Origin of the sequence: Arcobacter aquimarinus (assembly GCF_013177635.1) — a bacterium.
In the GTDB taxonomy this organism is placed as follows: Bacteria; Campylobacterota; Campylobacteria; order Campylobacterales; family Arcobacteraceae; genus Aliarcobacter; species Aliarcobacter aquimarinus.
The window spans coordinates 1,473,741-1,496,915 of the sequence record NZ_CP030944.1 but is presented as its reverse complement, the minus strand read 5'-3'; the positions used below and the strand labels follow the sequence as shown (position 1 = coordinate 1,496,915).

Sequence of the window (23,175 nt, the reverse complement as noted above, 5' to 3'; positions counted from 1 at the left end):
ATATTAGCTTTTATAAAAAGGAAAAGTACTTAATGTTTTCAAAAGATGAGTGGACACAAGTAGAGTTATTAAAAAATAAAAAATTGTTGGAAAAAGATGGAATTAAAGTGATTATTGTTGATACTATACTAAAACCTCTTGATAATTTAGAAGTAATTACTTATAATCCTTACGAAATGAATTTATATCCTAAAGATACAGTTTTTGTTTTTTATTGTGATACAGGAAAAAGTACAAAAGAGCGATTATCTTATTACAAGAAAAAATTTCCTAATCACAAATGTATTAGTTTAAAGGGTGGACGAGCATATTTTAGACCAAATTTTAAACTTTTAGAAGAATTAAAATGAAAGAATTTGAAAATATTATTATAGGTGCTGGAATTGCTGGTTGTTCTTTAGCACATTTTTTAAGAAAATATAAAAATTCAATTTTATTGATTGATAAAAATGAAGATGTAGCATTTGGTGCAAGTGGAGCAGCTGGTGCATTTTTGTCACCACTTTTAGGAAAACCAAATGCTTTTAAAGATTTAGTTACAAAAGCTTTAAATTTTTCAATTGATTATTATAAAAGTTATTTTTTTGAAAATATAATAAATTGTGGGACTTGTAGGATTCCTAAAAATAAAGAAGATGAAGATAAATTTCAAACATATATTCCTTATATGGATTTTGAATATAAAAAGTTTGAAGAAGGTTATTTTTTTTCTATAGGAAGTATTGTAAATCCTTATGAGATATGTAAAAAACTATCAAAAGATGTGGAAAAACTATTTAATTATGAAGTTACAAAAATTGAAAAGATAGATGATTTTTGGATTATAAATAAAGAATATAAAACTAAAAACCTTTTTTTAACAACAGGTGCTGATATTTCATTGATAGATGAAGAATATTTTGATATAAGAGCTGTTTGGGGTCAAAAAATTGATGTTATTACATCCACTAATGTAGAAATAAATTATCATAAAGAGTGCTCTTTATCAAAAGCTAAAGAGATAAAAGAAAATAGATTTTTAGTATCAGTTGGTGCAACACATAATAGATTTGATAAAAATATGGATAATACAAGTTATAATTTAAAATTATCTAATATTAATAATCTACAACACAATGAAGAGACGAAAAATATCATGAAAAATGATGTTGATAAACTCTTAAAAAAAGCAAATGATATAAAAAAACTTGAGAATATTGAAGTTATTGATATTAAAATTGGAGCAAGAGCTTCAAGTATTGATTATTTTCCAATGCTTGGAAAATTAGTTGATTCTAAAAAAAGTATAGAAAAATATCCTCATATAAAAAATGGAACACATATAAAAAATGAAAACTTAGTCATGATAGATAATCTGTTTGTGCTAAATGGAGTGGGTGGTAGAGGATTTGTTTTATCATTATATCTTGCACAAGAATTGGTTGAAAATGTTGTAAATAATAAAAAATTAGATGAAAATCTTACAAATTATCGGCTCTTTTCTAAATGGGCTAAAAAACAAAAAAGATAAAGGTTATATATGAAAAATACATTAAAAATTATTTTTTTAGGAATAATTGGTTTTGCTGCATTGGTTTATTTTACAATGCCTGAAAACTTTAATAAAAATTTTGAACAAAATAAAGCTCTAAGTATTGAGTCAATTCCAAAATATTTTGATATTGTTGGTGGAAATCCTTATACAAAATTTGAAGAGATATTTAAAAGTAATGAAGAGAAGTTTATTATTGTATTAAACCATGATGCTTTAGCTGTTTTTAAAGATTTACATACAAAAATAGATAAAGGTATAGTGTTGATAGCAAATATTTCAAATACACCTTGGCTTATAAAACAAATAGCAGTTAATGGTGAATTAGAAAAAATGTATAAAGATTCGAAAATCCCTTTAATAAATGATTCAGATGGAATCTTTGTTAAGAATTTAGGTTTAAATGATAATAAACAAAATAAATATTTTATTTATAAGTTAAGATTAGATGGGAAAATAGAAAAAGTAAAAGAAGATAGTGTAAAAGAAGGTGCTTTGTCTAAAGCTCTCACTGAAGAAGAATTAGAAAAAGATATAAAAACAATTTTAGAAAATTTAAAATAGTTTATATCTAATTTTTCAAAATATCTACAAAGTAAGAAATCTAAAAAAAGTGCTTTAAGGTAGTTAAACACTTATTCTAGATATTTCATATTTATAATTTCTTTTAAAAGATTTTAAAAAAATAGTCTAGTTTTGTATATCTAAGGCTATTTTTTTTACTATTTTATAGACATTTTCAACTGATTTTATAGAAACTTGTTCTTTTTTAGAATGAGGAAAACTTATAGTTGGTCCAATTGATGCTATTTTTATATAGGGATATTTATCTTTAAATATTGCACATTCAAGTCCTGCATGAATTGCTTCAAGGGAAGCGTTTTTATTAAATTCTTTATAAATTTCTAAAACTTTTGAAGTAAATTCATTAATATCTGGTTTCCAAGCTGGATATTTTCCATTTGTTGTAACTTCAAAGTTATAGTTTTTTAGCATTTCTATTGTTTCATTTTTTAGGTTTTTTAAATCGTCATTATCCATAGACCTTCCACTTAATTCAATAGTTATTCCATCAATTCCTGTTTTTATAATCGCTAGGTTTATTGAAGTTTGAACTACATTTAACTCTTCATTCATAGTTCTTACTCCATTTTCAAAGTCATAGATAAAATCTATAATTTTATCATCGTAAATATTTAGGTGTTCAGATTTTGTATCTATTTTTTCTATCTTCATATTTTCATGACTAGAAATAGGGTGAGTAGAACTTGCAATTATTGCTTTTACATTTACTGGAATTGAGTTGATTCTTTCACCTCCATTTATATCTAAAAGTTTTCCATTGCATTCTTTTATGGTTTTTGCAATTAGTTTTATACCATTTGGAATATTTTTATTTATATCAACACCACTATGCCCACCTTGAAGTTTTGCTATACTAACTTCATATAAATCAAGATTATTTGTGTTTGGAATTATCTTTTTATTATAGTTTGTTCCAAAGATATCAATTCCACCAGCACAACCTATACAAATTTCACCTTCTTCTTCACTATCAAGGTTCAACATATATGAAGCACTTAGAGGTAAATTTAAATTGTTTGCTCCAATTAAACCAATCTCTTCATCACTTGTAAATAAAAATTCTCCATCATAATTTTCATACATTAAAGCAATCATATAAGCACAACCAATTCCATTATCACTTCCAAGTGTTGAATCAAAAGCTTTTAATAAATCACTATCTTGTATGATTTGTGGAACACAATTATCACTTAAACAAACAATATCATAGTGAGATTGAAAAGCTAGTTTTGCTTTTGAGTTCTCTTTTTTACATAAAATATTATTTGTTTCATCAACTAAACAAATATAACCTAAATCCTTTGATAACTCTTTCATATAATTTATAAATGCTTCATGAGTTCCTGAGCATCTTGGAATTTTTGTTATGGTTTTAAAAATTTCTATTATATTTTTCAAATAAATCCTTTTTATATATTTAATGGCAATTTTATCTTAAAAATTGCACCAAATTTACTATTTTTAACGCTTAAATTTCCATTACAATGTTCATCAATAATAATTTTGCTCATATAAAGTCCAATTCCTGTTCCTTCTTTTTCTTTTTTCGTTGAAAAATATGGATCAAATATTTTGTCTATAATATTATTTGGAATGCCTTTTGCATTATCTTCTACTTCAATAATTACAAAATCATTTTCTTTGTGAGTAGAAATTTTAATTCTTTTATTTTTTATCTCTTTTTCTACTAATGCATCTTCTGCATTTTTTAATAAAATTAAAATAACTTGTTGTAATTCTGTAGAATAAGATAAAATTTTTTCATTAAATTTATAATTTTTTTCTACTTTTATCTCTTCTGTCTCAAATTGTATTTTTATTATATTTATTGTTTTATCAATTAGTTCTTCTAAAGATATTTCAGTTTTTATTTTGTCTGTTTTGAAGAAATTTCTAAAATCATCTATAGTATGTGAAAGATGTTGAGAATAATCTGTTATTAAATTTAATTCTTTAGATAATTCTTCCATTGGAATTTTTTCATTTAACATTGTTTTTAAAAGTATATTATTTGTTGTAGCACTAATAGCAGCTAATGGTTGTCTCCATTGATGAGCTATCATACTTATCATTTCTCCCATTTGAGCTAATCTTGATTGTTGAATTAATTGTTTTGTTTTTTCTTCATTTTTTTTAATCTCTTCAAGAATCCTATCTTCTAATTTATTGTTTAAAGATTCAATCTCTTTTTCCATCTCTTTTCTTTTATTTATATTTCTAATTACGGCATGAATTACAGCATTATTATCTATTTCTATTGCTGTTAAAACTATTTCTACCCAAATACAAATAGAATTCTTAGTTAAAAATATCCATTCAAAATTACAAACACCATTTTCTAAAGTTTCATCTATTTTTTTATTTGAAATAAGAGTTGAATTATTATTTGATTGAAAATTTGGTGAAATTTCATCTAATGATTTGTTTAAAAGTTCATCTTTTGAGTATTCTAAAAGTTTTAGAATTGCTTCATTACAATCTGAAATTTTTTTATTTTTTATCAGTAAAACTCCATCTGAAGATTTACTATATAGCTTTTCAAAAAGTTCCTTTTGTTTTGCAATTAGTTTTGTTTTTTCTTCAATTTCATTATTTGCTATTTTTAAGGCTTTATTATGCCTATTTAAAATTATTTGTCTATAAGTTAAAATAGATAATAAAATAAAAATAACAGTTAAAACTTTCCATAAAGTTGAATAATCAAAAGGTTCTTTTATAAAAGAATTAGTCCATTTATTAAAAATATTTGTTTTTTCATATTCTGTTATTTCATTAATTGTTTTATTCAAGATTTCATATAAAACAAAATTTTCTTTTAAAACAGCAATATTTGAAGATAAATACATATCTGTATATCTTGAAATAAATAAATCATTAAAAGCATATTTAGAAGAGTAATAAGCAATTACAGGCAAAGGTTCAATAGCATAATATACTTTGTTGTTATTTACAGCTTCTAAAGTTTCAAATTCACTTGAAGTTTCATAAATATCAATACTTGGATATTTAGATTTTAAATAATTTAGGTTATCCCAATTTACTTTTTTTGCCATAGTTTTATCTAAAATTTCTTCTATACTTTCAGCTACAGGTTTATTCTTTTGTGTAACAATTGCTAATTTATAGTTAGTAATATATTTTGTAAAAAGAGCAATTTCTTTTAGATTTTTAGTTTGATTAGTTGTTGGAAAAATATCACAAGTTCCATTTCTTAAAGAATTTTCAGCAATTCTTGAATTGTAATATTTAATATATTCAAATTTAATATCAAGTTTTTTTGATATTAAATTTAACAAATCAATATTTATTCCTTGAATTTTTTCTTCTTCATAAAATTCAATAGGTTTTAAATCAGTAATAGTACAAACTTTTATTACTCTTTTTTTGTTTATATACTCTTTTTCATCAATTGTTAAAAAACTTTTTTTATCTTTTATATCAGCAGTACCAAACCATTTTCTTTTTAAATCTAATAATTCAGTTTCACTTATGTTATTTTGGGCTTTATTTAAAATAGAGTTTAATAAAGGTTTATTTTTTGATGTTCCAATACTTATTAAACTTATTAATTTCTCTTCTTCAACATAGTTTGATGGCACAACTTCTGAGATATTTTTTGTAGAAATTATAAAATCTAAGACATTTTTTTTATCAATTGTTGCATCAGCTTTTCCCAAGGATAAGAGTTTTAATGCTTCATATGAATCTTTTACTAAAATTTGATTGATTTTTGGATAGTTTTTTTCTAAATATTGTTGTGCTAAAAAGCCTTTTGGCATAACAATAGTTTTCCCTTCTAATTTTTTTAAAGAATCTAAATGTTCATTCCCTTTTTTTACATAAATTGCATTTGATGCAGAGTGAAAAGGTGTAGTAAAATTAAAATACTTTTCTCTTTCTTTATTTTTTGAAATATTTAAAATAGCATCAATCTTATCATTTCTTAGCATCTGCATAAATTCATCCCAAGAAGGACCAGAAATATACTCTATTTTAATGTTCAATTTTTCTGCTAATAAATTTGCATAATCTATAATAAACCCTTTAGGAGTATTATTTTCATTGAAATTATATGGAGGCCAGTATTGTTCATTGTGAAATTTTAGAGGTTGATTTTCTAAAAGGAATTTTTTTTCCCCTTGGGTTAATTTTATCTCTTCTTCATTAGCTATTAAAAATAGATTTACAATAGTAAAGAGTAAAAAAGTGAATAAAAATTTCATTATTCATCTTCATATTTTAAAGTATAACCATAAGAGTAAACTGTTTCAAATAAATCATAATTTAATTTTAATCTTAATCTATTTATTAAATTTCTTAATTTTTTTGTATTATCCTCACAATTATCAAACATATAATATTCAATTTCACTATAAGATTTTGAAGCAGACTGGGGAGATGAGATAAAAAAATCAAAAATCTTTTGTTCTAGTCTTGATAATTTTATAGTTTTATTATCTTTTGAGAGTTGTTTTGTGTCTTTATTCCAAATAAATTCATTTTTCAGTTTTATTGTATTTTTTATTTTTACAGTAAAATCATATTTTTCGACAATATTACTTAATGTTTGAATTATTTGTTCAAGAGTATATGGTTTTAAAATATAACCATCTATTCCAGCATTTATACTTTTTAAGAAATAATCTTTATCATCATGTGCTGAAAGAACAATGATAGGAATTTTTTTATCTGAATTTCTAATTGTTTCTATAAAACCTATACCATCAAGAAGTGGCATTTTGATATCGGTTATAATTAAATCAAAATCATATTTTTCAAATATCTCTAAGGCAATTTTCCCATTGTTAGCAAGTTCTATCTTTTTAAAAAAAGAGGAGAGCATTTTCATTGTTTGCTGTTGAACAGAAAAACTATCTTCGACATAAAGTACATTAAGATTTTTTGTATAAATGATAATATCTTTTATTTTATCTACTTGCATGAGTTTCCTATAGTCTACGAATTAGGAAATTATATGAAAATAATGATATTAAGAAGGTTAAAAAATTTATATTTTAAGAAGTGATTTAAAAAGGAGCTAATTATTAGCTCCTTTTAATTTTTTAGATAGATTCTTTTAAATCTTTATTTTTTATAGCAAGTAAAATAGTAAGAATTACTATTGTAAATGTAACATAAGCCCATGTAGGAATTGGTACTGGATCACCTGTTGCATAAGAGTGCATTCCTGATAAGTAGAAGTTTACTCCCAAATAAGTCATTAAAATTGAAGCAAAAGCTAATAATGATGCTGTTGCAAATACAAATGGAGTATTAAGTGCTTTTACAAATCTTAAGTGAATTACTATTGCATAAACTACAATTGATACATAAGCCCAAGTCTCTTTTGGATCCCATCCCCAGTATCTTCCCCATGATTCATTTGCCCAAACTCCACCAAGGAAGTTTCCAATTGTAATCGCTGCTAATCCAATAATTAAAGATATTTCATTAATTGCTGTTACATGTTTAATAATACCATCTAAATGAGGTCTGTTTTTTCTAAATATAAACATTATTAAAGTTAAGAATCCTAAAATTGCACTAAGTCCAAAGAATCCATAAGATGCTGTTAAAATTGAAACATGAATAGTTAACCAATATGATTTTAACACAGGTACTAAAGTTGTAATTTGAGGGTCAACATCTGTTAAATGAGCTGTGAACATAAAAATTCCAGCAATAATAACAGCAGCACTTAAAGCTAAAAGAGATTTTCTAAAGAAAATAACTCCTGCAAATATTGCTGACCAAGAAATATAAACTAATGTCTCATAAATATTTGACCATGGTGCATGACCTGATAATACCCATCTATAACCCATACCAAAAGTATGTAAAGAGAATAATGTAGCTAGTATTATAAAGAAAATTGTAGTTGTTTTTTTAGGTTCAAATGTAGGCTTAAATATCACAATAAATGCAACAGCTAACATAACAAGACCCAATAATACATAAGCAAGAGTTAATTTAAAGAAAATATCTAATTTATTAAACCAAATTTCTGCATCAATTTTTGATTTTGGAAGAATAACATCAACTCCTACTTTTTCTTGATATAAAGATATCATATTAATAAAATTATTTACATCTTCCCATTTATTTTCAACAATAGCATTTATAAATCCTCTTGTAATACTTTCTACTGCTGCTTGATTTTGCCCTGAAAAAACTTGCATTGCTTCAAGAGGTGAATACCATTTATAATTATCATCTTCTGATGAGCCATCTTTTACTTTTGGATATATATTTAACAATGAACCATTAAATACAGAATACATGATATTTAATCTTTCATCAAGTTTTATTATATCTCTTTCATAAGTTCCTCTATCAATAGGTTTGGTAAGAAGTGCTTTTTCTGCTTCAGCTGCTAATAAATATTCACCATTTCTAAATACTTCAGAAAAAGCTACATATTTTTCATTTTCATTAACACCTAAAAATTTTTTTAATTTAGGAGTTTGGATTTTTATCATTTTTACATCTTTCCAAACATCAGGTTTAGATAACATTCCTAAAATTAATTGATCAGGAGTCATTCCTAAGAAAGTTGCTTTTCCACTTAATTTTTGAATAATTTCTCTATTTAAAGTAGAAAGAGGTTTCATTCTTCCTGCGTTACTTTGAACAACAAGTCTTCCAAATTTTTCAGATGTTTGTAAAGATTCATCTTTTAATTTATTTAAGTAATCAACAGTTTGTGCTGTAGTATCAACTTCTTTTGTTTCATTTGCTTGTAAAGAAGTTGATACAAATGTACATGCAAAAATAATAGCAATAGAAGCTAAGTTTTTACCACTTACAAATTTTGTTAATTTCCAAAATCTTGATTTTTTATCAAAGAAATTTAAAAATAATCCAAGAGTTAATAAGAAATATCCTAAATATGTAGGCCACTTCCCTGGATCATTATTTACTGATAATACTGTACCTGTTTCATCAGGGAAATATGAACTTTGGAAAAATAAAAAGTTTCCTTCATTTAGAGTTCTATTCATAAAAATTCTATAATCATAAGATTTTCCATCCTCTTTTATAACTGTAACTTCAGAGGCATAAGATGAAGGTGACATACTTCCTGGATATCTATCAAGTTGAAAATCATTCAATTTAATAGCAAAAGGTAAATCAATAATTTTTGAACCATATTCTAAAGTAACTACAATGTTATCAAAAGTTAAATCTCTTGGTAGTCCTTGTTGTCCTCTTAAGCCTGGAAGTCTTATATCTTGAGTTTTTCCATCAAGAGTTACTTGAACACTTAAAAGACCCATGCTAGCTTGTTCTTTTTTAGCAAACATAAAATCTTTATAATTTATTTCTAATAATTTATTTTCAAAAGAGATTTGATGAGAAAATTTGTTTAATTCAGGAAATAAAGAGGTAAATTCTTCTTGAAAATCTTGGTAATAAACTTTATCACCATCTTTTATAGTAACTTGTAAATAAGGCTCTAAAGAGTGCATTTTATTTACAGTTTGCCCTTCTGGTATTTGCATAATACCTTCATATCCAAAATATCTTGTTATTCCTGCACCAATAAGAATAATTACAAAAGATGAGTGGAAAATGAATCGTGCTTTACTTTTCCACATTTTATATTTAAAAATTATTCCAGTTAGATTTATAGTTGTTAATACAAGAATAGCCTCATACCAAAGATTGTTGTAAACTAAAACTCTTGCTGAAGATGTACCAAAATCATTTTCAATAAAAGTGGCATATCCAGCACCAATTGCCAAAATGACAAGTAAAATTAGTGTAGTCTTAAATGAAAATAAGACATCGTTAAGCTTCAAAAAATATCCTTTTTATTTTAAATTTTATGGTTGATTATATTAATAAGAAGTTAACTCAGCGTTAATGAAATGTCAATTTTGTGTTATCCTTATTAATTTAAGATGGAATTTTATCTTAAAAATTTATAATTACGCCATGAATTTAGAAATATTACAAAATAAAAAACAAGAATGTCGTACTTGGAAAAATGTTGAGCCTTGGTATTTACAACTTCAAGAAGCTTGTAAAATAGAAAAAGCTGATTTAAAAATAGATTATGGGGATTGGTTTAGTGTTGGAGAAAAAGAGGATTTAACACAAGAAGAATATGAAATTATTTTAGAAACTGCTAAAAAATTAATTCCTTGGAGAAAAGGTCCTTTTAAAGTTTTTGGTTTAGAAATAGATAGTGAATGGCAAAGCAATATTAAATATAATTTGATACGTCCATATTTTAATCTTAAAGATAAAGTTGTTGCAGATATTGGGTGTAACAATGGATATTATATGTTTAGAATGCTTGAAGATAAACCTAAAAGATTAATTGGATTTGACCCGAGTCCTTTGACTTTACACCAATTTGAATTTATAAATCATTTTGTAAAATCTGATATTATTTATGAAATGTTAGGTGTTGAGCATCTAGAATTTTATAACCATAAATTTGATTTTATTTTTATGCTTGGAGTTTTATATCATAGACCTGATCCTGTTGGAACATTAAAATCACTTGCACGAGGATTGAATAGTAAAGGTGAAATTTTAATTGATACTTTTATGATTGATGGAGATGATGAAATTTGTTTAACACCAAATAAAAGATATTCAAAAATTCCGAATATTTATTTTATTCCAACAATTCCTGCACTTAAAAATTGGCTTGAAAGAGCAGGGTTTGAAAGTATTGAAGTAATAGCTACTACAGTTACAACAAGTGAAGAACAAAGAAAAACTGAGTGGTCATTTGATCAAAGTTTGGAAGATTTTTTAGATGAGAATGATAAAACAAAAACAGTTGAAGGTTATCCAGCTCCAAAAAGAGTTTATATAAAAGCTAGAAAAATTTTATAAAAAAAGTAAAAGATACTATTTATTAAAATAAATCAATAGTATCTTCAGCACTTAGGTCACTAAATTTAAAAAGTTGACTTCTTCCTTTGTTTTTTGCTTCATAAAGAGCTATATCTGCATTTTTGATACATTCTGTTATTGTAATATCTGAATTTAATTTATATATCTCAAATCCTATACAAATTGTTTTTTTAAGATATTGTTTTTTTTCTTCATTTACTAAAATAGCAATTTCAGCAAAATCTGAAATTATTTTTTTTGCAAGTTGTTCCACTTGATATTCACTCGTATGATTTAAAACTGAAACTAAAAATTCATCTCCATTTAATCTTCCAACCATATCAAATTCATTAATATTAGAGTGAATAACTTTTGCAAGTTCTATTAAAACTTTATCAGCTACATCATAATCAAATTCATCAATTACTGCCTTAAAATGATCAATTCCAATCATTAAAAAATAGATTTCATTTTGTTTGTTGTTTGAAAGTCTTAAATGAGTTGTAAGATTTTCTATTAAATAATTTCTATTGTAAACATTCGTAACAGAATCTAATGATGAAGATTCAATATAATTTTTCTTTAAAATAGCGCTTTGAACTATAGGTGAAACTTGAAAAAAGGCTGCCTCAATCATAGGATATTTGTCTTCAATTATTTTATGATGAACTTTAGAACTTACACTAAAAGATAGTGTTGCATTAAGGCTTGTATGAGTATTTATAATAAAAAAATGTGAAAAATCATCATCTAAATAAAACTCTTCACCTTTTGTTAAAATTACTTCTTTCATATTTTTATTTATATCAAATAATGAAAATACCATATTATCAATTTTGAATTCTTTATTTAACCAACTAAAGATATCATCAGCTACTTGTTTGATATTTGTTGCATATTGCAATTGTTCATGAAGAGTAAAAATACTTTCTAAAGATTTATAAGCAGTTTCATTATTAGCAGATAATTTTATTAGTTCTAGAATTCTATTTTTCATTTTTCTCCTAAAAAAAATCTATTTTATTTGTATCTTCTTCATTAAATAAGAAGAATTGACTTCTTCCTCTATTTCTAGCTTCATAAAGAGCAATATCAGATTTTTTTATAATTTCTTCTATAGTTGTAGCATTATCAGGATATATTGAAATACCACCACAAATAGTTTTCATCAATGTCTGTTTATTATCTTCATTTATTATAACTTTCTCTTGACTAAAGTTATTAATAAGTTTTTGTGTTATGATTATAGCATTGTTTTCATTAATAACATTTAATAAAATAACTAAAAATTCATCATTAGAAATTTTAATAACAATATCAGATTCTCTTATACTATCTTTTAAACTTTTAGCTAAACACTTTAAAACTTTATCACCTATTTCATAATCAAATTCATCAATTACTGCTTTAAATTGATCAATAGCAATTTTTACAAAAGCTATTTTTTTTTGTTCTCTATTTGATAAACTTAGTAGATTTCCAACATAATTATTTAAATAACATCTATTATAAGAACCTGTTACAGAATCAACTAAAGAGAGCTCATTTAAAGTTTTTTCCATATATTTATTGTACAAAGATTGAGAAAAAATTTGTAGAGATAATTTTATAAAATTTAGATTTTCTTTTATATTTTCATATTCTTCTAAAGTTTCAGATAAGAATTCAAAAATCATTTCAGTATCACAGTTTTGTTTAAAATCTAAACTATTTATATGATAATTAACATTATCATTGCAACAACTAAATAAGTTTTCTATAGTATCATTTTTTTTAATATTTATTTTTAATAATTTTATATTATGATGTAAATTTAAATAATCAAAAATATTTAAACAGCTTTTTTCTAAATCAGAAAGTTTTAATTTTTCATTCTCATTTATTATTGTCTCACAAGATAGATTCATTTTCTTTAGCCTTTATTTAAATATATTTTTCCCATTGTTTTAAAGATTCTATTTCATTTTTAAGTGTTGTTTTATCCCCATGACCTGGATAAATATGAAAATCTTCACTCCATTTTAGTATTTTATTTAAACTTCGTTTCATTAGTGTAGCATCAGAGTTAGGAAAATCAAATCTTCCTATAGTTCCTTTAAAAATAAAATCTCCAGTAAATAAATGTTTATCTATTTGTAAAGCACTACAACCAGGTGTATGACCTGGAAAATGATGAAATTTTATTTTTATCCCTTCAAGTTCTATCTCTTCATCAGGATTTACTAAAACATCAGCATAAGAAGGAGGCATTCCTAATCCATAAGGATCTAAAGTCAACATAAATTCATCATCTCTTGGAGTATATAATTTTATATTATAAGTCTCTTTCACTATTTGATTTGACCAAATATGATCAAAATGTCCATGTGTATTTAATACAGCGATTGGATTTTTTACATTGTTTTTTATCCAAGAAAGAGCGTTTACTCCTGGGTCGATAATTATATCTTTTTCATTAATTGTTACAATATAACAATTTGTTTGATAATCACCCATAGCTTGTACTTTTATATCCATTTTAAACCTTACTTTGCTAAAATTCATAGATTATATCAAAAAAGAGGTTATTTATGGATTATTTTAATACACTTGAAGAAGTTTTATTAACAAGCGAACCACAAAATAAGATTGAAAAGTTTAAATTCTTTTATCAAAAGTTTTTAAATAATGAAACTTTTTTTGATAATTCATACGAACCTTATGTTTTTGATAAGCCATCTTATGCCACTTTTTTAGAAATAGTTAAACCAACAGAACTTCCACCTATTAAAAATTTCAAATCAATTGAAGGGAAAAGATATTTAGTTCATACAATTTTACATATTGAATATTCAGCAATTGATTTAGCTTTAGATGCAGCCTTGAGATTTAAAAATATGCCAATACAATATTATAAAGATTGGTTAGAAGTAGCTGATGATGAAATAAGACATTTTTTAATGCTTGAAAATTTATTAACTGAATTAAATGGTGTTTATGGAGATTTCCCTGTACACAAAAATCTTTTTGAAGCGATGGAAGCTACTCCTGAATTTTTGCGAAGAATGGCAGCAGTTCCTAGATATCTTGAAGCAAATGGACTTGATCAAAATCCTAAAATAATGGAAAAATTAAACTCAAATAGAGATGAATTTAATATGAAGTTTTTAGAAGTTCTAAATATTATATTAAAAGAAGAAGTTGATCATGTAAAAAAAGGTGATATTTGGTTCAAGTACGAGTGTGAAAGACTGAATGTAGAACCAGAAACTACATATATGAAAATAATAGAAGAAGTTTTTCCAGGAAGTACAAAAAGAAAAATGGATTTGAATTTTGATGCTAGAAAACAAGCTGGTTTTTCTTGTAACGAATTAAAAAAATTATCAAAAAAAGAGGATTGTAATTAAATGATAAATTCAAATTATAATTTATTAATTTCTAACTCTTTAAAATCTGATGCTACAATAAAAGAAGAGGTTAATAGTTTTTTAAATAATTTAGTTGATAAAAGAGTTGAAAACAAAACTTCTAAAACAAATAGTTTAACTTATGAAAATATAAAAGGTATTAGTTTAGAAGAAATAGAAACTTTGTTTGTTAGTGAAGATGAAAAAAATATGGCAAAGAATTTAAGACTTACAACTCTGTTTTCAAATGATGAAATTTTAGGAAAAGCTTTATTTAATACAGTTTTAGGACAACCTTTTGAGTTAGGTTATTCTTATTTAAGTGATAGATATAATGATAAAAGTATATTTTTAAGTTCAAAAAATAGAAATAATTTATTTGATTTATTACAAGAATCTATTTCTCAAAAGATTAATAATTTAACAAGTACTTCAACAGATGTAATATCTCAAGATAAATTGGATGAGATATTAACAAAAGTTGATTCTTTTAATTTTATAAGTGCTTTATCAAATAGTTCTAAAAAAGGTTATGATAAGTATAAAAATGAGAAAAATGATTACTCATTTTTATATAATGATTACAATTTAAAATACCAAGAATTAATGTACAAATATAAAGAATTAGAAAATTTCAATAAAAATATAATTAAACAATTTTAATAAATATTTGTAGTAAGATTAATTAATAAAATATCATCTTTTTCTTGAGTTGAAATGTTTGAAGTGATTTTTTCAAGTGCTAATTTACCTTGAATCGTTTTTAAAACATGCCAAAATTTTTCACTAAATGGTAACTCAATTTTTTTTATTTTATTTGTTTTAATTATTTCTACAATGGCTTTAGTACAATAGAAGTAGAAAATCTTATTTTTTGCTCTTTGTATTTTATAATTTCTCATTAATTTTAAATTTGAAATATAAACATTTTTTTCAAAATCAGATAAACTAACTCTATTTGAAACTTCTTGTTCTTCTTCATCTAAATGATTTAAGTAATTATTTAATCTATCTTCTATTTCAGTATTGATATTTGGATTAATTGAAATTAGATATAAATATAGTTTTTCATACGCTAAATTATCAATTTTAATTTGATATGAATGTTTTTTATTAAGCTCATAGCTACTATTTATTGAATTTAAAATTTCATAAACATAAGGTAAATAGATAAATTTATCTTTTTTACCTTCTTTAAAAGATATGCCATGTTGACTTATTACAGCTCTTGAGCCTATATATTCTAAATGTATCATTATTTAGCCTTAAAATTTTGAATTTGGAATAGGGTAGTTATTAATAACAAAATCAATATCTTTATCCCCTCGACCACTTAAACTTACTAAAATAGTTTTTTCTTTATCCAGAGTTTTTGCTAATTTCATAGCAAATCCAACTGCATGAGCTGATTCAAGTGCTGGAATAATTCCTTCTAGTTGAGATAATTTATAAAAAGCATCAACAGCTTCATTATCATCGCAAAGACCAACTTTACTTCTTCCTGATTCTTTTAAATAAGCGTGTTCTGGTCCAACACTAGGATAATCAATTCCACTTCCTATTGAGTAAACAGGTGCTGGATTTCCTTGTTCATCTTTTAACATGATAGAATTAAATCCATGCATTATTCCTTCTTCTCCATAAGTTAAAGATGCAGAATGCTCTCCAATTTTATCACCTTTTCCCATTGGTTCAACACCATAAAGCTCAACTTGTTTATCATCGATAAATCCAGAAAAAATTCCCATTGCATTACTTCCACCTCCAACACAAGCAACTACATTGTCAGGAAGTTTATTTTCATGTTCTAAAAACTGTTCTCGTGATTCAAATCCAATTACACTTTGAAAATCTCTTACCATCATAGGAAAAGGATGAGGACCAACAACAGAGCCAATACAATAAATAGAGTTTTGCGTATCTGCTAAATATGCTTCAAATGCTGAATCAACAGCTTCTTTTAAAGTTTTAAGTCCATGGGTTGCAGGAATCACTTTTGCTCCAAGAATTTTCATTCTTACTACATTTGGATGCTCTTTTGCAATATCAACTTCACCCATATGAATTTCACATTCAAGTCCAAAATAAGCTGCCGCAGTTGCAAGTGCAACACCATGTTGACCAGCACCTGTTTCAGCTATTACTTTTTTCTTCCCTAAATGTTTAGCTAAAATAACTTCAGCCATACAATGATTTAATTTATGAGCACCTGTATGGTTTAAATCTTCTCTTTTTAGATAGATTTTTGCTCCACCACAAAAGTTTGTAAGATTTTTAGCAAATGAAATTGGAGTAGGTCTTCCTTGATAGTGCTTTCTTACATATCTTAAATCTTCTATAAATTTAGGCGAATTTTTTAATTCTTTATAAGCTTGTTTTATCTCTTCAAAAGGTTTTTCTAATGCAGGAGGAATAAATGAACCTCCAAATTTACCAAAAAAACCATTGTTATCAGGCATAGTTTCTAAATATGATTTGTTCATTTATTTCCTTTTTTTATAATTTAATTTATTATGAAAACCATTTTTTTACTTTATCAAACATTGATTCGAATGTTGATTCATGAGGTTTACTCTCTATTCCAAAACTCTCTTGAAGTTTTTCTAAAAGCTCTTTTTGTTCATCATTTAATGATTTAGGATACTCTATTTTAATTTGAACAATTAAATTACCTTTTCCATATCCTTGAACAGATTTAACACCTTCACCTTTAAATGTAAATTGTTGTTTATCTTTTGCACCTTTTGGAATTTCAAGTTCTAGTTCACCTCTTAGGCTTGGAATTTTAATTTTTCCTCCAAGAGCAACTTGAGTGAAGAAAATAGGTGCTTCATAATATATATCATCATCATGTCTTACAAAATGGGCATCTTCTTTAACTTTTACTTGTAAATATAAATCACCACGTGAGCCATCAGGAGCAATATTTCCTTTATTTGAAACTCTTATTCTCATTCCATCATTTACACCTTCTGGAATATCAACTTTGAAATTGTCTTTTATTTCATCATATCCAGTTCCACCACAAGATTTACAAGAATCAGTTGAAGCTTGACCACTTCCACCACATTTTGGACAAGTTTGTGCAAAAGTCATAAAACCTTGTCTAGAATGAATCTGTCCATGACCATTACACATAGAACAAGTAGACATTTTACCATCTTTAGCACCTGTACCTTTACAAGATTTACAAGCTGTTTTGTATTTATAGTTTATCTCTTTTTTGCAACCAAATACAGCTTCGTTGAAATCTAATTTTACTTCAATTGTTACATCTAAATTATAGTTATATGATTTTCTTTGTTTTCTTCCTCTTGAACTTGAACCAAATCCAAACATCTCTTCAAAAACAGAACTTAAATCATCAAATCCTCCAGAGAATCCTCCTCTTTGACCATGTCCTTCTAGTCCAGCTTTACCATATCTATCATAAAGAGCCCTTTTTTCTTCATCACTTAATACTTGATAGGCTTCATTTATAGCTTTAAATTTTTCTTCAGCTTCATTATCCCCTGGATTTTTATCAGGATGATATTTCATAGCCATTTGTCTATAGGCTTTTTTGATTGTACTTTTATCTGAATTTTTACTAATTTCTAGTAATTCATAATAATCTATTTCAGTCAATTTTTATCTCCCTTAAAAAAATAATTATATTTATGCAAACCGCGATTTTATCTAAATTATTATAAATCTTAGATATAATTCTTTCCATGAATAAAGGATTAGAAAAATTTTATGAACTAGTTGAAGCTTTTGAATCTTTACCTACAATTGGTAAAAAATCAGCTTTACGTTTAGCTTATCATATTGTTATGAACGATAATTATTGTGGGATTAAAATAGCTCATAGTATAGAAAATGCTTTGAAGAATATTACAAAATGCTCAAGATGTGGTTCTATGAGTGAGCATGAAATTTGTGAAGTTTGTCTTGATGAAAGTAGAGACAATGAAAAATTATGTATTGTTCAAAGTGCGAAAGATATATTTGTTATTGAAGATTCAAATCAATTTGATGGAAAATATTTTGTAATTGAAGAATTGGATCAAGATGTGATTTTATCTTTACAAAAATTTATAATAAATAATGAAGTTAAAAATATACTCTTTGCAATAACTCCATCAATTGCAAATGATGCATTTATTTTATTTATAGAAGATAAACTTAAAGATTTTGATATAAAATTTACAAAAATAGCACAAGGTGTTCCAACAGGAGTTAGTTTAGAAAATGTTGATATCTTATCATTGTCAAAAGCAATACAAAGTAAAGTAGAGATATAAAAATAATTAAAAATGGAAAAAAGAGTAGTTTGTCAAAAGTGTGTATATTATTTCGTAACGTGGGAAGCTTCAAGACCTCATGGTTGTAATGCTTATGGATTTAAATCTCCTGTTCTTCCCTCAATCACTGTAAAAAATTCAAGTGGAGAAGCTTGTAAGTTTTTTAGTTTAAAAAATCATAATAAGTAGTAAATAAGAATGAATATAATCCAATTTGTTGAACAAATAGAAAAAAATAAAATTGCTATTATTAGAACTTGGATTAAAATACCAGTGGTTTTAGATTTAATAAAAATTTATTCTATTGATGAAAATTTATTTATAAAAAGATATTCATTTTCACTTATTGAGCATTTTATATTGGTTGTAAGAAAAGAGGAAGAGTATGGGAAAAACTCTTCAGTTATTGATTTTTTAAAATATTTAAAAAAGAAAAATATGAAAATAAATGAGCTTTTTTTACTTTTTTCAGCATTTAAAGACTCTATGATTAATTTTGTTTTTGAAAATAAACTAGAATCTTTTGATTTAATTGAAAAAATAAATTTTTATTTTCAAAAAATATTTTCAGTTTTATTAGATATATATTCAAAATCTATTGAGCAAATTCAAAGTGCTTTAAATAAATCTATTGATATAGTAGATAAATATGTGATTATGTCAAGATGTGATTTAAATGGAATAATAATAAGTGTTTCTAGTGCTTTTTGTAAAATTTCAGGTTATGAACCATTTGAACTTATTGGTAAATCTTATAATCTTTTAAATCATCCAGATATGCAAAAAGATTTTTTTGAAAATTTATGGAATACAATAAAAACAGGTGAAATGTGGCAGGGAGAAATAAAAAATCTTAAGAAAAACAAAGATTATTATTGGCTTAAAACAACAATTCATCCAAATTTTGATGATGATGGAAACATAATAAGTTATGATGCTATAAATGAAGATATAACTTTTCAAAAAAAACTTAAAAATCAACAAAATCTTTTGGTAGAACAATCAAAATCAGCAGCATTAGGTGAAATGATAAGTATGATTGCACATCAATGGAGACAACCATTACAAGCTGTTTCTATTTTAATTCAAAAATTACCTTTATTAAAAGAAATTCAGGGTGAAATAACAGATGAAATTTTAAATGATGTTGTTTTACAAGTTACAAAGCAACTTGATTATATGTCAAAAACAATTGATGATTTTAGAGATTATTTTAAACCAAATAAGAAAAAAGAAGAAGTTTATATAGAAAATGTTATAAACAAATCTATAGACTTTTTATCATATTTATTTAAAATAAACTCTATAAAAGTGGAATATAAAAATGAATCTACTTCTTTGGTTGAGATTTTTTTAAATGAAATGGTACAAGTTTTTATAAATCTTGCAAAAAATTCATGTGATGCAATGCTTGAAAAAAATATTGAAAATAGAATTATAAATATTTATAGTTATGAAAAAAATAATAATTTATATATTGAATTAGAAGATAATGCAGGTGGAATAAATCCAAAAGTTATTGATAAAATATTTGATCCATATTTTTCAACAAAAACAAATAAAAATGGTACAGGATTAGGATTATATATGAGCAAAACTATAATTGAACAGCATAGTTTAGGTAAAATATCTGTTTGTAATAGTGATATTGGAGCAAAATTTATTATAGAATTACCACTAAATAGGAGTTAAATTTGTTATATAAAGATTTTAAAGAGAGTATAAAAACACTTGGTTTTTTAACAATTGAAGATTTTATGCAATATACAGGTGTTTCATCTGATGATGTTTTATCTTGGGAAGAGAAAAATGAAGTACCTTATTTGGTATCTTTAATTTTACATCTTTTAAATGGTGAAAAAGAGCTACTACCAACAAATAGTACATTAGATAAAGTTATAGAAGAGTGTTTACCACTTGCTACTTTACTTGAAGAAGTTTCATCATTTCCTCATAAACTTGAAGAGATGTTTTTATTACAAAAAAAATTAAATGATTCAACAAATGGAAAAAATTGGGAATTAGGTGTAAATAAATTTGCAAAAGAGATAAATTGGCTTAGATGTATTCATATGGAAGTGGCTGAACTTATTGAATCAACACCTTGGAAGCATTGGAAAAATATAAATTCTGATCCAGATATGAATAATATTCATGTCGAACTTGTAGATATTTGGCATTTTTTAATGTCTTATATTTTACAAGAAACAAATGTTCCAAAAGCAGTCTCTTTAGTAAATACACATTGTATTTATGAAGCTACTCAGGATATTGATGTAAAACTTATGGTTAAAGAAGCTGAAAAATTATCTTACATAGCTTTAGCAATTGATACGGGTAATATGCCTTCATTTAGTGGAATTGAAAGATTTATTGACCAATTTTTTAGATGTTGTAAAATCTCAGGATTATCTTTTATGTGGTTACAAAAACTTTATATTGGGAAAAATTGTTTAAATCAATTTAGACAAGATAATGGATATAAAGAAGGACATTATATAAAAGTTTGGAATGGAAATGAAGATAATGTTGTAATGGTTGATTTATTAGAAAAAATGGAAGATGTAAGTTTTGATGATTTATATAACAAATTAAAAGAAGAGTATAACAAATGTAAATAATAGGTTTAAACCTATTATTTATTTTTATCTATAATCGTTTTTATATTCTACATAATGTCCAGCGTGAGCTATAAGTTTATCAACATCTTCTTGTGTTAATTCTTTTACAACTTTTGCAGGACTGCCCATAATCATACTTCTTGGAGGAAATACTTTTCCAGCAGTTACAAGTGAATTTGCTCCTACTATGCTTCCTTCTCCAATTATAGCATTATCTAAAATTGTTGCACTCATTCCAATTAGACAATTATCTTCAATTTTGCAACCATGAAGCATAACTTTATGCCCAATTGTTACATTGTCTCCAATAATTGTTTTAGTATTTGTATCAGTATGAATACAAGATAAATCTTGAATATTTGTATTTTTACCAATTCTTACTTCATTTACATCAGAACGAATTACACATCCAAACCAAACCGATGAATCTTCACCAACTTGAATATTTCCTATTAAATCAGCACTTGGTGCAATCCAAGCACTTGGATGAATTTGGGGGTAAAATTCTTTAAATTTTAAAATCACAGCTTTCTCCTTAGCTTTATTTTTAGAAGAGGATTATATCAATAAAAAGTAGCAATAAAAAAAGGTGGCTTAAAAAAACCACCTTTTTAACTAAAATAAAAGAAAATTATTCTCTGTTTGGGTTTTTACCAGCAATGATAAATCTTAAAGCATTAAGTCTGATAAATCCTTCTGCATCTTTTTGGTTATAAACTTCATCTTTTTCAAATGTTGAATAAGCATCATTATATAAAGATCTTTTTGAATCTCTTCCTACAACTGTTACGTTACCTTTGTATAATTTAATTCTTACAGTACCTTCAACATTTTTTTGAGTTGCATCAATAGCAGCTTGAAGCATTTCTCTCTCAGGTGAGAACCAGTATCCTTGGTAAATTAACTTAGCATATCTTGGCATTAACTCATCTTTTAAGTGAGCAGCTTCTCTATCTAAACAAATAGATTCGATTGCTCTGTGAGCTTTTAACATGATAGTTCCACCTGGAGTTTCATAACAACCACGAGCTTTCATACCAACATATCTATTTTCAACGATATCAACTCTTCCAATACCGTGTTTATTACCTAATTCATTTAATTTAGCAAGTAGTGTTGCTGGTGACATTTCAACACCGTCAATAGCAACTGGGTCACCATTTTTATATGTTAATGTTAAATATTCAGCCTCATCTGGAGCTTTTTCTGGAGCAGTTGTCCATAACCACATTGAATCTTCTGGCTCATTATTTGGATTTTCTAAATGTAAACCTTCATAAGAGATATGTAGTAAATTTGCATCCATAGAATAAGGACTTACTTTTGGATTTCCATTTTCATCAACGTGTTTTTGAGAAATTTCAATACCATTTTTTCTTGCATATTCAAGTAGACTTTCTCTTGAGTTTAAATCCCATTCTCTCCAAGGAGCAATCACTTTGATATCAGGTCTTAATGCTAATGCACCAATTTCAAATCTAACTTGGTCATTTCCTTTTCCTGTAGCTCCATGTGAAACTGCATCTGCACCAGTTTCATTTGCAATATCAATTAATTTTTTTGCAATTAATGGTCTAGCAATTGAAGTTCCTAATAAATATTCACCTTCATAAATTGCATTTGCTCTAAACATAGGGAAAACATAATCTTTTACAAACTCTTCTTTAATATCTAAAATATATACATTTTCAGGTTTGATACCACAAGCAATTGCTTTAACTCTTGCAGGTTCAACTTCTTCACCTTGACCTAAATCAGCTGTAAAAGTGATAACTTCAGCTTTATACTCATCTTGAAGCCATTTTAAAATAATAGAAGTATCAAGACCTCCACTATACGCTAAAACTACTTTTTTAACATCTTTTTTACTCATAAATTTATCCTATGGTTACATTATTTTAAAGGTGATA

Annotated in this window: 22 protein-coding genes; 10 read left to right on the top strand and 12 right to left on the bottom strand. The window is 25.4% G+C overall.

Features of this window, described 5'->3' with window-relative positions; all coding sequences use genetic code 11:
• The first annotated feature begins 32 nt into the window (after window positions 1–32).
• From AAQM_RS07530 to AAQM_RS07520, 3 genes are read left to right on the top strand one after another with little or no spacing between them, the layout of a single operon-like run.
• Complete coding sequence (locus tag AAQM_RS07530) at window positions 33–350, top strand: hypothetical protein (RefSeq protein ID WP_129094932.1); 318 nt, start codon at window positions 33–35, stop codon at window positions 348–350.
• Entirely contained in the window at window positions 347–1,510 is a 1,164-nt protein-coding gene (locus tag AAQM_RS07525; protein ID WP_129094933.1) for an FAD-dependent oxidoreductase, read from the top strand. Before AAQM_RS07530 ends, AAQM_RS07525 begins: the two co-directional genes overlap by 4 nt.
• Before the next feature lie 9 nt (window positions 1,511–1,519).
• Entirely contained in the window at window positions 1,520–2,095 is a 576-nt protein-coding gene (locus AAQM_RS07520; protein ID WP_129094934.1) for a hypothetical protein, read from the top strand.
• A gap of 126 nt (window positions 2,096–2,221) precedes the next feature.
• On the opposite strand, the gene AAQM_RS07515 is transcribed toward AAQM_RS07520, so the two are convergent.
• From AAQM_RS07515 to ccsA, 4 genes are all read right to left on the bottom strand, one after another.
• Window positions 2,222–3,514 carry a M20/M25/M40 family metallo-hydrolase gene (locus tag AAQM_RS07515; RefSeq protein ID WP_129094935.1) on the bottom strand — a complete coding sequence of 431 codons (1,293 nt, stop codon included), beginning with the start codon at window positions 3,512–3,514 and terminating at the stop codon, window positions 2,222–2,224.
• Window positions 3,515–3,525: 11 nt separating this feature from the next.
• Window positions 3,526–6,339, bottom strand: a complete 2,814-nt coding sequence (locus AAQM_RS07510) for a transporter substrate-binding domain-containing protein (protein WP_129094936.1) — start codon at window positions 6,337–6,339, stop codon at window positions 3,526–3,528.
• Window positions 6,339–7,058 carry a response regulator transcription factor gene (locus AAQM_RS07505; RefSeq protein ID WP_129094937.1) on the bottom strand — a complete coding sequence of 240 codons (720 nt, stop codon included), beginning with the start codon at window positions 7,056–7,058 and terminating at the stop codon, window positions 6,339–6,341. The genes AAQM_RS07510 and AAQM_RS07505 overlap by 1 nt, the downstream gene beginning before the upstream one ends.
• 121 nt (window positions 7,059–7,179) lie before the next feature.
• Window positions 7,180–9,918 (bottom strand): cytochrome c biogenesis protein CcsA, encoded by a 2,739-nt coding sequence (ccsA, locus tag AAQM_RS07500; protein ID WP_129094938.1) that lies wholly within the window; start codon window positions 9,916–9,918, stop codon window positions 7,180–7,182.
• Between the two features lie 136 nt (window positions 9,919–10,054).
• On the opposite strand from ccsA, the gene cmoB reads away from it, so the two are divergent.
• Window positions 10,055–10,969, top strand: coding sequence for a tRNA 5-methoxyuridine(34)/uridine 5-oxyacetic acid(34) synthase CmoB (gene cmoB / locus AAQM_RS07495; protein WP_129094939.1), 915 nt, complete (start codon window positions 10,055–10,057; stop codon window positions 10,967–10,969).
• 22 nt (window positions 10,970–10,991) lie between these two features.
• On the opposite strand, the gene AAQM_RS07490 is transcribed toward cmoB, so the two are convergent.
• Genes AAQM_RS07490 through AAQM_RS07480 form a run of 3 tightly spaced genes read right to left on the bottom strand, consistent with a single transcriptional unit; the run spans window position 10,992 to window position 13,486 of the window.
• Window positions 10,992–11,966, bottom strand: a complete 975-nt coding sequence (locus AAQM_RS07490; RefSeq protein ID WP_129094940.1) for a GGDEF domain-containing protein — start codon at window positions 11,964–11,966, stop codon at window positions 10,992–10,994.
• A 7-nt stretch (window positions 11,967–11,973) separates the two neighbouring features.
• Window positions 11,974–12,876 (bottom strand): GGDEF domain-containing protein, encoded by a 903-nt coding sequence (locus AAQM_RS07485; RefSeq protein ID WP_129094941.1) that lies wholly within the window; start codon window positions 12,874–12,876, stop codon window positions 11,974–11,976.
• A gap of 16 nt (window positions 12,877–12,892) precedes the next feature.
• Complete coding sequence (locus tag AAQM_RS07480; RefSeq protein WP_129094942.1) at window positions 12,893–13,486, bottom strand: MBL fold metallo-hydrolase; 594 nt, start codon at window positions 13,484–13,486, stop codon at window positions 12,893–12,895.
• Window positions 13,487–13,539: 53 nt separating this feature from the next.
• On the opposite strand from AAQM_RS07480, the gene AAQM_RS07475 reads away from it, so the two are divergent.
• Window positions 13,540–14,358, top strand: coding sequence for a ferritin-like domain-containing protein (locus AAQM_RS07475; protein ID WP_129094943.1), 819 nt, complete (start codon window positions 13,540–13,542; stop codon window positions 14,356–14,358).
• On the top strand, window positions 14,359–15,021 hold the full coding sequence (locus AAQM_RS07470) for a hypothetical protein (protein ID WP_129094944.1): 663 nt from the start codon (window positions 14,359–14,361) through the stop codon (window positions 15,019–15,021).
• On the opposite strand, the gene AAQM_RS07465 is transcribed toward AAQM_RS07470, so the two are convergent.
• The 3 genes from AAQM_RS07465 to dnaJ are packed head-to-tail and all read right to left on the bottom strand — an operon-like array spanning window position 15,018 to window position 17,985.
• The gene (locus tag AAQM_RS07465; protein ID WP_171920691.1) at window positions 15,018–15,614 is read right to left on the bottom strand and encodes a hypothetical protein; all 597 of its coding nucleotides are present in this window, start codon (window positions 15,612–15,614) and stop codon (window positions 15,018–15,020) included. The genes AAQM_RS07470 and AAQM_RS07465 overlap by 4 nt on opposite strands.
• A gap of 9 nt (window positions 15,615–15,623) precedes the next feature.
• Window positions 15,624–16,841, bottom strand: a complete 1,218-nt coding sequence (trpB, locus tag AAQM_RS07460) for a tryptophan synthase subunit beta (RefSeq protein ID WP_129094945.1) — start codon at window positions 16,839–16,841, stop codon at window positions 15,624–15,626.
• Window positions 16,842–16,869: 28 nt separating this feature from the next.
• Window positions 16,870–17,985 carry a molecular chaperone DnaJ gene (dnaJ, locus tag AAQM_RS07455; RefSeq protein ID WP_129094946.1) on the bottom strand — a complete coding sequence of 372 codons (1,116 nt, stop codon included), beginning with the start codon at window positions 17,983–17,985 and terminating at the stop codon, window positions 16,870–16,872.
• An 86-nt stretch (window positions 17,986–18,071) separates the two neighbouring features.
• Between dnaJ and recR the strand changes: the two genes are divergently transcribed.
• Genes recR through AAQM_RS07435 form a run of 4 tightly spaced genes read left to right on the top strand, consistent with a single transcriptional unit; the run spans window position 18,072 to window position 21,265 of the window.
• Entirely contained in the window at window positions 18,072–18,644 is a 573-nt protein-coding gene (gene recR, locus AAQM_RS07450; RefSeq protein WP_129094947.1) for a recombination mediator RecR, read from the top strand.
• A 12-nt stretch (window positions 18,645–18,656) separates the two neighbouring features.
• Entirely contained in the window at window positions 18,657–18,833 is a 177-nt protein-coding gene (locus AAQM_RS07445) for a uracil-DNA glycosylase (RefSeq protein WP_129094948.1), read from the top strand.
• Between the two features lie 9 nt (window positions 18,834–18,842).
• On the top strand, window positions 18,843–20,336 hold the full coding sequence (locus AAQM_RS07440) for a PAS domain-containing sensor histidine kinase (RefSeq protein WP_129094949.1): 1,494 nt from the start codon (window positions 18,843–18,845) through the stop codon (window positions 20,334–20,336).
• 2 nt (window positions 20,337–20,338) lie between these two features.
• A complete protein-coding gene (locus AAQM_RS07435; RefSeq protein ID WP_129094950.1) occupies window positions 20,339–21,265 on the top strand; it encodes a dUTP diphosphatase in 927 nt (308 codons plus the stop codon).
• A 24-nt stretch (window positions 21,266–21,289) separates the two neighbouring features.
• Here the strand turns inward: AAQM_RS07435 and AAQM_RS07430 are convergent, their stop codons facing one another.
• Together AAQM_RS07430 and AAQM_RS07425 are read right to left on the bottom strand one after the other, a co-directional pair.
• Window positions 21,290–21,790, bottom strand: a complete 501-nt coding sequence (locus AAQM_RS07430) for a gamma carbonic anhydrase family protein (protein WP_129094951.1) — start codon at window positions 21,788–21,790, stop codon at window positions 21,290–21,292.
• Between the two features lie 106 nt (window positions 21,791–21,896).
• On the bottom strand, window positions 21,897–23,138 hold the full coding sequence (locus AAQM_RS07425) for an argininosuccinate synthase (RefSeq protein ID WP_129094952.1): 1,242 nt from the start codon (window positions 23,136–23,138) through the stop codon (window positions 21,897–21,899).
• Between the last annotated feature and the right edge of the window lie 37 nt (window positions 23,139–23,175).

Bases quoted from the DNA above. Each gene is read 5' to 3' on its own strand.
- AAQM_RS07475 (WP_129094943.1), top strand. From the start codon at position 13,540: ATGGATTATTTTAATACACTTGAAGAAGTTTTATTAACAAGCGAACCA.
- AAQM_RS07525 (WP_129094933.1), top strand. From the start codon at position 347: ATGAAAGAATTTGAAAATATTATTATAGGTGCTGGAATTGCTGGTTGT.
- AAQM_RS07520 (WP_129094934.1), top strand. From the start codon at position 1,520: ATGAAAAATACATTAAAAATTATTTTTTTAGGAATAATTGGTTTTGCT.
- AAQM_RS07490 (WP_129094940.1), bottom strand. From the start codon at position 11,966: ATGAAAAATAGAATTCTAGAACTAATAAAATTATCTGCTAATAATGAA.
- AAQM_RS07445 (WP_129094948.1), top strand. From the start codon at position 18,657: ATGGAAAAAAGAGTAGTTTGTCAAAAGTGTGTATATTATTTCGTAACG.
- AAQM_RS07465 (WP_171920691.1), bottom strand. From the start codon at position 15,614: ATGATACATTTAGAATATATAGGCTCAAGAGCTGTAATAAGTCAACAT.
- AAQM_RS07485 (WP_129094941.1), bottom strand. From the start codon at position 12,876: ATGAATCTATCTTGTGAGACAATAATAAATGAGAATGAAAAATTAAAA.
- AAQM_RS07440 (WP_129094949.1), top strand. From the start codon at position 18,843: ATGAATATAATCCAATTTGTTGAACAAATAGAAAAAAATAAAATTGCT.
- AAQM_RS07470 (WP_129094944.1), top strand. From the start codon at position 14,359: ATGATAAATTCAAATTATAATTTATTAATTTCTAACTCTTTAAAATCT.
- AAQM_RS07510 (WP_129094936.1), bottom strand. From the start codon at position 6,339: ATGAAATTTTTATTCACTTTTTTACTCTTTACTATTGTAAATCTATTT.
- AAQM_RS07530 (WP_129094932.1), top strand. From the start codon at position 33: ATGTTTTCAAAAGATGAGTGGACACAAGTAGAGTTATTAAAAAATAAA.
- cmoB (WP_129094939.1), top strand. From the start codon at position 10,055: ATGAATTTAGAAATATTACAAAATAAAAAACAAGAATGTCGTACTTGG.
- AAQM_RS07505 (WP_129094937.1), bottom strand. From the start codon at position 7,058: ATGCAAGTAGATAAAATAAAAGATATTATCATTTATACAAAAAATCTT.
- AAQM_RS07480 (WP_129094942.1), bottom strand. From the start codon at position 13,486: ATGGATATAAAAGTACAAGCTATGGGTGATTATCAAACAAATTGTTAT.
- recR (WP_129094947.1), top strand. From the start codon at position 18,072: ATGAATAAAGGATTAGAAAAATTTTATGAACTAGTTGAAGCTTTTGAA.
- trpB (WP_129094945.1), bottom strand. From the start codon at position 16,841: ATGAACAAATCATATTTAGAAACTATGCCTGATAACAATGGTTTTTTT.
- AAQM_RS07425 (WP_129094952.1), bottom strand. From the start codon at position 23,138: ATGAGTAAAAAAGATGTTAAAAAAGTAGTTTTAGCGTATAGTGGAGGT.